A 9,826-nucleotide genomic window follows, 5' to 3' on the forward strand; every position below is an offset into this window, starting at 1 on the left:
CCGCGGGCCTGCCGGCCGCCGTGGTCGGGGTGGTGATCGCCCTGCTGGTGCTGCTCCCGGAGACCATCGCCGCGGTGCGGGCCGCCTCCCGCGGCCAGGTGCAGACCAGCCTCAACCTGGCGCTCGGCTCGGCCCTGGCCAGCATCGGCCTGACCATCCCGGCCGTCGCGGTCGCCTCGGCCTGGCTGTCCGGCCCGCTGCTGCTGGGCCTCGGGGCCACCCACATGGTGCTGCTCGCGCTGACCGTCGCCGTCGGCACGCTGACCGTCACCCCCCAGCGGGCGACCCCGCTGCAGGGCGGCGTCCACCTGGCGATCCTGGCCGCGTACCTGGTGCTCGCCGTCAGTCCGTGACGGCGAGCACTCCGGGAGTGCTATCAGCCGTTGGGCGATCGAGGCGCTCCCGACCGTGAGAGCGGGGGATGCGGCCGACGGGTTTCCTGCCCGCGGGTACGCAGTCGCTGCGATGCTGATCGCAGGTGTGGGGCCGGGCGGGTAGGCGTCGTGGCGCCGCTGTGGTGAGCCAAGGGGCCGTCTGCAGGTCCGCTCGTCGAGCTGGGGCGATCGAAGCGTTCGGCGGTGCCGTCGGCCTGCGGGATCGGGTCCGCTCGAGGGACGTTCCGGCTTGGGACGGTACATCGAGCCAGGCGGGATGTGCTGCAGGAGCCGTTTGCCGGCCACCACCACCGGGCGGTGGTTCGCGCCCCGGCGACGAAGAACGCGACTGCGCCGCCGGAAGGCGGCGGCGATGTGGCGGTGCCTGTGCGCCGACCCGGGCACGGCTTCCTCGCTCCCCGCGCCCCCTTTGTGCCCGGACATCATCTTTGCGGGCCGACACCCCAGGTCAGGTACGTCCGCCAAGACGGACCTCGCCCATCTCCGGCTCTCGTCCCCACCCGACATGCGATCACACAAGTGCACCCCTGAACGGCGGATACCGGCTCGGGCCCGCGGGCATTTCCTGCGGGAAGCGCCGCCGCACCGCCATCCCGTGGCCGCCGGCCTCGGGCGGCCGGCACTTTGCCGTCGAACGTCCGGGCCTGCCACGGCTCGAAGACACGGCCTGCGGCCGGACCTGGTCAGGCCCGATCCGCGGCACGTTCGTCCTGGACGCCTGCCCCCGACCGGATGGGCCGGCGGATCACGGACGACAGGCCAACCGGCCCGCCGCCGGACGGGCCGGAGACGACCTTACGGCGGCAGGAGACCGAAGAAGGGCGCCGGTCCCGTTCGTCCCACCGACCGCAGCACCGTGTCCCGTCCGCTGCACACACCCCTGGCCAGGACCGGGGCGTCGACCGGCTGCGCCGCGAACCCGTACGACGATGCGGCCCGGCCCCGGAGGCTTCCAGGGCAGAACTGATCAAACATCAGCGTCCTTTGCGGGGCTCCGACGAGGTAGCGCGGGCCGTTCTCGGCGGGCCGTGCGGCCCAACGGTGAACGACTCCACTCCGCCCGGGCGAGGCCTTCGCCCCGGGGGGAACGGGCAGACCCCCAGGGCGCGCCCGGATCATGACCCGGCAGAGCGCTTGACCACACACCGCGGGGTCTGTGCGGAATCCGGCGCGGTCCGGGCGGCCGGACAACCCGGGCCGCTGCCGAAGCCGCTGCCCGGCCGCCCGCGGACCGAGGCGGAAAGTCCCGCGATAGAGCTCCCCCAGCGCGAATTTAATCCGTGCCGCCGATGATGGGGCACAGATGGCGGAAGTGCCTGACGGCCAGAGGCCTCGGTGCGGGCGGTTCCGCCACGACCGCGTCGGCAGTGTCCGGCTGGATGTGCGAGTCCGCCGCGAAGGCCAGGGCGTAGCCCTTCCCCGGCCGTCCGGCAGCGTCGGCCGGGCGCTGCCGGGCCACCCGCTCAGAGACCGCCGAACGCGCCGAGGACGCGTCCTTGCGGTCACCCGCCGGTTCGTTCGGAGAAAGGCCTGCAACCTGTGACGCGTCGTCCGCGCCGTGCAGCCACCCGGGCCCAGGCACCGCAGGCCGGATCCCGACGGCAGGCCGGGGCGGCGCGGCGCCGCCGGTCCAGACGCCGCGCGTGGGCAGCCCTCGGCGCGGTGCTGTGTCTGCTGGCGGTTGCCGGAGGCCAGTTGCTGCGGGCTCATCCGGCTGCCCGGGCCGACCCCCCGGCTGCCCGGGCCGACCCCCCGGCTGCCGGATGGGCCCTGACCGACGGCCCGTGGCCGGCCACGGGCCAGGCTTCGGTGATGATCGACGGCTTCGGTCACACCCAGTCCTCGCCCGGCCAGCGGCCCGTTCCCATCGCCAGCACCGCCAAGATCATGTCGGCCTACCTCTTCCTGCGGCAGTACCCGCTCCCGGGAGGGGAACAGGGGCCCTCGTTCACCGTGTCCGGGGAGGAAGCCGGCAGGTACAGCGCCCGTGTGGCGAACGGAGAGAGTCTCGTACCGGTCAGCGCGGGCCAGCGCTTCACCGAGCGCCAGGCGCTCCAGGCCGTCTTGGCGGTCTCCGCGAACAACATCACCGATGAGGTCGCCCGCTGGTGCTCCGGCACCCGTGCCGCCTTCGTCCAGGAGATGAACCGCACCGCACGTGATCTCGGGATGACCTCCACCACCTACACCGATCCCACCGGCCTGGACCCTGCAACCGTCAGTACAGCCGCGGACCAGGTCGAGCTGTTCCGCGCGGCCTTGCAGCTGCCCGGGTTCGCCGAACTCGCGGGATCCTCCTACACCGGGCCGTCCGGCGCCCGCCACCCCAACACCAACCCTTTGCTCGGGCAACGGGGAGTCTTCGCCGGCAAGACCGGCACCACCACAGCGGCAGGGAAGAATCTCGTCTTCGCAGCCCACCGCAAGGTCTCGGGTACCGAGCGGGTTGTCGTCGCCGCCGTCCTGGGGCAGCCCCGCTCCGGCACCGCAGCGCTCAACTCGGCCGCCGAAGAGCTGCTGATCGCAGTGGACCGCAACCTCTCCAGCTGACCATGCGTCAGGCCACCACCCCGCATCAGGAGCCGTTACCACAGCGGACCAGGCAGGCGGCTCTGCGCACACTGATCGCGATGGCGGCGGCGGGCGGTGATCCGTTCGCTCCGCATGCGGCCGGCCATCGCCGGTCCGATGGTGCGGCGGGAGGACGGCAAGGGCGCCGAGCCGGCTCGGCGCCGTGCTTTCACCAGGCGCCGGTCCCGCTCGGGTGCGCTCTCATCTGCCGGCCGAGGCCGCCCAAACCGGCCCCGTAACCGAATCGCGGCTCCGACCGCCGCGGAATGCCGAGAGCATCTCCCGCAGGACTTCGGGCGGGCAGTTGGCAACGGCCGAGTACATGTCGAAGCCGACCTCCTGCCGGACCATCCGGACGATCTCCTCCAGATTGCCGGTGGACATGCTCCCCGGATCCATGGTTCCTCCTCGTGACCGGATGCCTCCAGCCTGCCTCTGCCCTCGGGCGGGATCATCCCCCGATTGGTGGAGCAGCCGGGTCGTCCGACGCGGCACGCCGTGCACCTCGTCGCGGCGGCGGACCGTCCCGCAGCCGCTGAAGGCCGCCAGGCGCCTTGACGAGCGTCTCGTCTCCGAACGCCGCAGCCCACCGGGAGCCCGGACCACGGCAGGGGAAGAGGCCCGCTCGGCCGCTGTGCGCGTCGTCAGGGCGCGGGATGTCGGCCGAGGCTGTCGAGGATCTGCTGGAAGGGTCTGCGCAGGGCCACGGCGGCGGGGCGAGAGTCCGCGCGGGCGTAGGCGGTGAGGCCGTCGCGGGCCGCGGACAGGGCCGGTCCGGGTCCGCCCGTGCCCAGGGTGTTGTTGATCGCCCGTGTGGTGGAGGCGGCCAGCGCCGGTAGATGCCGCCGGGCGTCGGCGATGACCGGGGCAAGATCGTTCCTGCCCGTGAACGCGGCGACTTCTCCGGCCAGGGTCGCCAGGTACGGGGTGAGACGGTCGGAGGTGGCGATCCCGTGAGCCAGGAGCCCGACCGCGTCACGGTGGCGGCGGCGCAGGGGGTTGAACCGCATGGCGCGTTCGGCTTCGCGGGCGCGCACGGCGCTGTGGTGGATCGCCTCGATGTGCCCCGCGACGGCGGCGATGTTGTCATGCGCCGTGGCCGGGTCGGTTCCGAGGACGGCGGCTGTGCCGGTCAGCGCCCGGGCGAGGTGGGCGCGCACGTCATGGTCGAGGAAGGTCAGGACACGGCGGGGGTCGGCGGGCCACAGCAGCGGCGCGAGCAGGATCGTCACAGCCGCTCCTGCACCCGTCTCCCACAGCCGGTGCAGGGCGTAGGTGTCCGGGGAGGTACTGGCGAAGACCAGCAGGGACGATGCCGGGACCTGGACGTTCAACGGCCCACCGGACCGCAGCAGGATCCCGGCCGCAAGGCCCAGGGCGACGACCAGGGTGAGCGCGGCAGTCGAAGGGTGCAGGACGTTCAGAACAGCGATGCCGATCACGACACCCGCGACGACGCCCAGTACACGCTGCAGTGAGGTGGCAAGGGCGGTCATCGGGTCACCGCGCAGAGCCACGAGCGGGACGATGGCCGCGTACACGGGCGGCTGCTCCGCTCCCAGCCACAGCGCCACCTGCCATGCGACGGCCACCGTGACCACGATCCGCGCCGCAGCCGGTCCCTCGGAGGCCAGAGTGTCCCGGATGCGGCTGCTCATCGGGGTGTCGCGATCCGGTGTCCGTTCCGGGCCGGCACGGACGCATCCGGTGCGACCGGCAGGATCCGCGGGCAGCGCTCCAGGATGCCGTGGCCGGCGCAATGCCTGGCCGGATCCGGGTGGCGTGCCCCGGCCCGGCGGCCGTGGAACTCGGTCGCCCGCGGCATCACCTGCATCTCGGCCCTGGTGACCGGCCTGCAACCCCGCTCCGCAGCGGGGTGCGAGACGATCCGCGTGCTCGTGCGCCGCTGCCCGCCCGGCGTGTTCGGGTCGTCCTCGGCCATCCGGCCGGCGAACCCTTTCACCGGGTCCGGCGCATCCGCCCAGGGCGGCGGCTTTCGCCGGGGCGGCACCGGTGTCTGGAACACCGTGCACCGCGACACCCTGCACCGCACCGCGAGTTCGTGTCCCGACACCCCCCGCTCCCGCTGGGCGTGCCGCCGTGTCCTCTCGGACAGCACTTCACACGACCTGTGCACCCTCGGTCTCCCGACCTGGACCGTGACCAACAGACACAGCGTGACCGTCGAACGGCCCGCCACCACCGATTACGCCGAAAGCGGCATGCCACAGACCATCACACGAAGCGAACCCCGACTCACGGGGGGACCACCGGTGCCCGGACCCACCGAATGTCCCGGGCCCGGGCGTCCCGAGAACCCCGGACGACGAATTCACCGTCGTCGTCCCCGCAGCAGTGGCCGGGCCGGACGAGCGCAGGGGATCAGCCGGGGCAGCGCCAACCTCTCGTTATCCAGCGGCTGGACAGCATGGGGGCGCCGGGGTCGCACTGCCGCCCGGCAGAACCGAAAAACCGCGCATCACAGCCCCATCACTCGGGAGAGAGCATCGTGAAAAGTCTGCGGACCCGTCTTCTTGCTGCGCTGCCTCTGACCTGCGTGAGCACGGCACTCATCAGCGGCATCGACCCGGCACGGGCAGACACCCCGCCTGCAGATGGCCCCAGCGTCCTGGTGAACTCAGCGGATCGGTGGAGCTTCCTCGGCCTGTGGGCCAGTCCAACCTGGCAACGAGACTGGAAGCCCACCGTGCCCGTGCCGTCCCCGCCGACGGCGCGGCCCACCGTGCCCGTGCCGTCCCCGCCGACGGCGCGGCCCACCGTGCCCGTGCCGTCCCCGCCGACGGCGCGGCCCACCGTGCCCGCACCGCCCGTCACTCTTCCTCCGACAATGCCATCGCCGCCCGTTCCGGCCCCGGACGAGCCCAGCCGGTCCCCAGCGCCCGGAAAGCAACTGGTGTGGGACGGAAGCGACTTCAACGACTCCAACAAATGGAACACCGGAAAGTCAAGTGCCTATCCGGGCAACGGCCCCACCAATCCCGGCGACAACAAACTCGACTACATCAGTCCTGCGAACGCCCCGACCAACGGTGTGTTCAGAGCCGATCGGAGAGCCGACGGCAAGTGGAACACCGATCTGGTGACCACTGAGTACACCCGCGAGAAGTTCGAGCTGAAGCCCGGCGACACCATCACCTCGCGTATCACCCTCAACGCGGACCAGGGTGCCTGGCCCGCCCTGTGGACCTGGGGCCGTGACCTGCCCACCGGAGTCCAGAGCGGACACGGAGAGATCGACCTCTTCGAGTACCACGGCGGCAATCCACGGGTTCTCGAGGTCGCCAACCACGTCCGCCCCGCCAACGCCTTCCTGCGCGACGTCATCACGCCGGGAGTACCGTTCGAGCTCCGGGTGGACATCGGCCGCACCTCCGTGGACACCTACATCAACGGGGCCCTCGTCAACCAGGACCGGACAGGAGTTCCCGAGAACTGGTCCGCCTACCCCATCGTCAACATCTCCGTCGCAGCCGACAAACGGGCACCCCAGCCCCACCAGACACATATGGAGTTCACCGTCGACGGCTACCGGGTCTACCGCTGACCGGGCGATCCTGCAAGAGCCGGCCGGGCAGTGACAGCCTGGACACCCGGACAGCCGGGGCCCGCACCGGCAAGCAGCACGGCAAGCGACCCGGTCGGAGCAGCGGACGCGGGGACAGCGGCGCCCCGCCGCGCCACGGGCACACGCGGGGCAAGGCGGGGCCGCCTCCCAGTGAGGATGCCGTGTCCCGTGCCCCACCTGCACTCCAGGGCCGGCTACCCCACCGATCCGGCCTTTCGGTCGGCGCCCCCGGCAACCTTCAGCAGAGGCGTCCCGCAGCAGACCGTAGCCGGAGCGGCTGCACCGGGCGGCACGTCGCCTGTGCCTGCCCCATGGGGGTGCTGCCTTCGCCACGCACGGACGGGATGCGCCGCCCTCGTTTCCGGCCCGTCCTGGACGAGCCGTAGCACGGACCGGGCTGGGGAACCGGAACCGGCCTGGACAGCGTGAGATCACACACCGCCGGTGCCGGTCCGCTCCTCTGCCGGGCTGCCCGCACTCCTCCTTGGATCCCGCCGGTGGTTCTTGACCGGCGGATCCGCCGATCGGCCGATGCCGGTGCCAGGGCGCTGCGGCGAGCCTTCGCAGGAGGGACCGCTACAGGTCCGAACCTGCAACGAGGGAGCACGAGGATGCCGACAACGGGCAAGGTCGTCGTCGGGGTGAGCGGTTCGCCGGCCTCGTTGGCAGCGCTGCGGATGGCGGTGGAACAGGCCCGGGACTCGCAGAGGCCGTTGGTCGCGATCAAGGTGTGGTCGCTCGCACCGGCGGGAGTCTCCGATCAGCAGATCTGGGATGACGCCGCGCTGCAGGCGGCGCAGGATCTGGCCGCATCGTTCGACGAAGCCCTCGGTGGCGTACCGGACGGCCTGCCCGTGCGGCGTCTGGCGGTTCTCGGAGCGCCCGGCACGGTGTTGTGCCAGGCGGTCGCCGGCCCTGCGGACCTGCTGGTGATCGGGGCCGGACGGCGTAGGAGGCTGTCAGCGCCGTGGAGCGGCGCATTGGGCCGGTGGATCGTGAAACACGCTGCATGCCCGGTGCTGGCAGTACCCGGGCCCACAGGTTTCTCCCATCGGGAGCAGCGCTGGTTGCGCCGGGCATCCGGTGCGGATTTCGGCGTCCCGGTGCAGCGGCAGCTGTGGAGGGTCTGATCGGCGGCGTTCGGGGGATGGCGGCCGCAATCGACGGGAGCCTTTATCAGCGTGCCGTTGACGTGGCCCACACACTCCCGCCCATCGCGGCGAAGAGTGTGGCACTGTTCTCCGGCTACGGGCTGGGACTGCTGGCCCTGTTGATGCTGGCCGGATTCTGGCAGGCGCGGCGCGCCACCGGTGCTGTGATGGCCAGAGCTTTGGCGGCTCCGGCCGTCGTGGCTTCGGCATTCGGTGTCAACCTCGTACTGAAGCAGTTGTTCAAGGAGGGCAGGCCGTGCCGGGGACTGCCAGTCGGCACGACTTTGGAAGCCTGCCCGGCGCCGGGGGACTGGGCTTTCCCCAGCAGCCACACCGTCATCGCCTTCGCGGGCGCAGCACTCCTGTGGCACGTCCGGCGCCGTCTGGGTGCCGTGGCCGGGCTGCTGGCCGCGGCAATGGGCGCGTCGCGGACGTTCGTGGGCGTGCACTACCCGCATGACATCCTGGCCGGGGCCGTCGTCGGCATCCTGGTGGGCCATCTCCTGGCCGTGGCCGCGGGTAGGGGCGCTGCGGTGGTCGCACTGCTGCGTGCAGGGTTCTTGCGCAGGGTCCTCTCCGCGTGAGCCGGCCTGCCGGATCCCGCGGGGGTACCGGGCCGGCCGCCCGGGCCTTCCCGCCGTCACCCCGGACGGGCCGACTATCCCAGTGACCGGACCGAACCGGGCCGGGCCGGTCCCTCCGTGTTGGACCCGAAGCCCCCATCGCCGCTGCGGCCACTCGCGCGCCGCCGCAGCGGTGGCCCGCCGGTGGCCGGCTTGCCCCGGATGGTGATCCGGCCCTTGTCCGGGCCTGAGGCGGTCCTCGAGGTCCGGAAGTCCACCCCGTCCACCCGGGTGCCGGGCTGCCTGCAGGGGCCCGGCCGGTCAGGGCTGATGCAAAGTCGGATTTCAGTCGTGAATATGCAGGTCACCGGGGATGCCGAAGAGGTCGAGCGGGGCTGTGTGCGGGTGCGAGTGCCAGCCGGCGGCGGGCGTCGGCGATGGAACTTCCTGTCCTGCGCAGGAAGTTCATCGTGACCGATCTCAACGTGGCCATGTTCTGGGCTCCGTGGCCGGTGCGGATGCGGGAGGCGTCCTCGCCCAGCGTCACGTCCCGCACGTAGTGGACCTTGTTCTCGATGCCCCAGTGCCCTCGTGTGATCTCGCCGATCCGCTGCGGGCCGGCCTGTCGCGAGGTGAGGTCGGTGATCACGTACACGCGCTCCCGGGACCGCTTCCCACTCGCGCGGACGGTGCGGTACCGGGTGACGCGCGCGACCTGCCGCAGGTGCGGGAAGTCCAGATCATCCCAGGTCACGGCCTCGATGATCCGGGTCTCCACTCTGCCGTGGCCGCGGACGGTGGAACGTGAGGCCGACCGCACCCGGTCCCAGGGCACCGCCCGGCACGCCTGCCACAGGTCGGGCTGATTGCGCTTGACGACGAAGACGTAGTGGGCGCCGAACTCCTCGACCAGTACCCGCGCGTGCTCACGCTGAGTGTGCAAGGCGTCCGCGGTGACCACCGCACTCCTCAGATCGAGGGCCGCGAGCAGGGCGGCGAACCCGGTGATCTCGTTCGTCCCCTCCGGGACCCGCTGCTGCGCGACCAGCGTCCCGTCCTGCAGCATCGCCCCGAGCACGGTCACCGCGGCGGCCGCACCGCCGCGCGATCCGCGCAGACGTTTTCCGTCCACGGCCACCGTCACCGCCTTCTCCCGGAAGGCCCGCAGCAGCGACTCCAAGCCGCCGGGCAGCACCGCCGAGACCACCCGCCCGATGGTGGACGCGCTCGGCGGCGCCGCGAGCGCGAACGCTCCGCGCGCCGGCAGGCCCAGCCGTACCAGCGTCTCCTGCGAAGCCGCGGCCGCCCACTGTCCCATCGCCCGGAACGAGCCGAACCCGCAGGCCATGGCACACAGCGCAACCAGCAGCACCGCGCGCAGCGGATGCCGGCGCCCCCGGGCCTTCCGCGGATCGCGCAGGGCGCCAACCAGCTCCGGGAAACCGTGCGCGCCCGACACACCGGCACCACACTCCGAGCAGGGACAGGACATGGCAGACTGGCGCACCGAAGCTCCGTTGCTGGTGGACGACTCGCGAGGTCATCAACCACAACGGAGCT

9 protein-coding genes are annotated in these 9,826 nt (G+C 72.0%); 5 read left to right on the plus strand and 4 right to left on the minus strand.

Annotated elements, in window-relative coordinates; translation table 11 throughout:
• Together AC2TEW_RS37465 and AC2TEW_RS37470 are read left to right on the plus strand one after the other, a co-directional pair.
• Positions 1-353, plus strand: a 353-nt coding sequence (locus tag AC2TEW_RS37465; protein WP_498041436.1) for a calcium:cation antiporter family protein, incomplete at its 5' end; no start/stop codon positions are given.
• Between the two features lie 1,854 nt (positions 354-2,207).
• Entirely contained in the window at positions 2,208-2,945 is a 738-nt protein-coding gene (locus AC2TEW_RS37470) for a D-alanyl-D-alanine carboxypeptidase family protein (protein WP_484627696.1), read from the plus strand.
• A 222-nt stretch (positions 2,946-3,167) separates the two neighbouring features.
• Here the strand turns inward: AC2TEW_RS37470 and AC2TEW_RS37475 are convergent, their stop codons facing one another.
• From AC2TEW_RS37475 to AC2TEW_RS37485, 3 genes are all read right to left on the minus strand, one after another.
• A complete protein-coding gene (locus AC2TEW_RS37475) occupies positions 3,168-3,350 on the minus strand; it encodes a hypothetical protein (RefSeq protein ID WP_484627697.1) in 183 nt (60 codons plus the stop codon).
• 260 nt (positions 3,351-3,610) lie between these two features.
• On the minus strand, positions 3,611-4,624 hold the full coding sequence (locus AC2TEW_RS37480) for an FUSC family protein (RefSeq protein WP_484627698.1): 1,014 nt from the start codon (positions 4,622-4,624) through the stop codon (positions 3,611-3,613).
• A complete protein-coding gene (locus AC2TEW_RS37485; protein ID WP_484627699.1) occupies positions 4,621-4,908 on the minus strand; it encodes a hypothetical protein in 288 nt (95 codons plus the stop codon). The genes AC2TEW_RS37480 and AC2TEW_RS37485 overlap by 4 nt, the downstream gene beginning before the upstream one ends.
• A 972-nt stretch (positions 4,909-5,880) precedes the next feature.
• Here AC2TEW_RS37485 and AC2TEW_RS37490 point away from each other — a divergent pair.
• From AC2TEW_RS37490 to AC2TEW_RS37500, 3 genes are all read left to right on the plus strand, one after another.
• Positions 5,881-6,531, plus strand: a complete 651-nt coding sequence (locus AC2TEW_RS37490; protein ID WP_484627700.1) for a LamG domain-containing protein — start codon at positions 5,881-5,883, stop codon at positions 6,529-6,531.
• A gap of 632 nt (positions 6,532-7,163) precedes the next feature.
• Positions 7,164-7,682 (plus strand): universal stress protein, encoded by a 519-nt coding sequence (locus tag AC2TEW_RS37495; protein WP_484627701.1) that lies wholly within the window; start codon positions 7,164-7,166, stop codon positions 7,680-7,682.
• Positions 7,670-8,287 (plus strand): phosphatase PAP2 family protein, encoded by a 618-nt coding sequence (locus tag AC2TEW_RS37500; protein WP_484627702.1) that lies wholly within the window; start codon positions 7,670-7,672, stop codon positions 8,285-8,287. The genes AC2TEW_RS37495 and AC2TEW_RS37500 overlap by 13 nt, the downstream gene beginning before the upstream one ends.
• 343 nt (positions 8,288-8,630) lie before the next feature.
• Here AC2TEW_RS37500 and AC2TEW_RS37505 read toward each other — a convergent pair whose 3' ends face one another.
• Positions 8,631-9,758 (minus strand): ISAs1 family transposase, encoded by a 1,128-nt coding sequence (locus AC2TEW_RS37505; RefSeq protein WP_484627703.1) that lies wholly within the window; start codon positions 9,756-9,758, stop codon positions 8,631-8,633.
• Positions 9,759-9,826 lie beyond the last annotated feature (68 nt).

The sequence above is a fragment of the Kitasatospora sp. NEAU-CNBT7 genome, assembly GCF_057220535.1.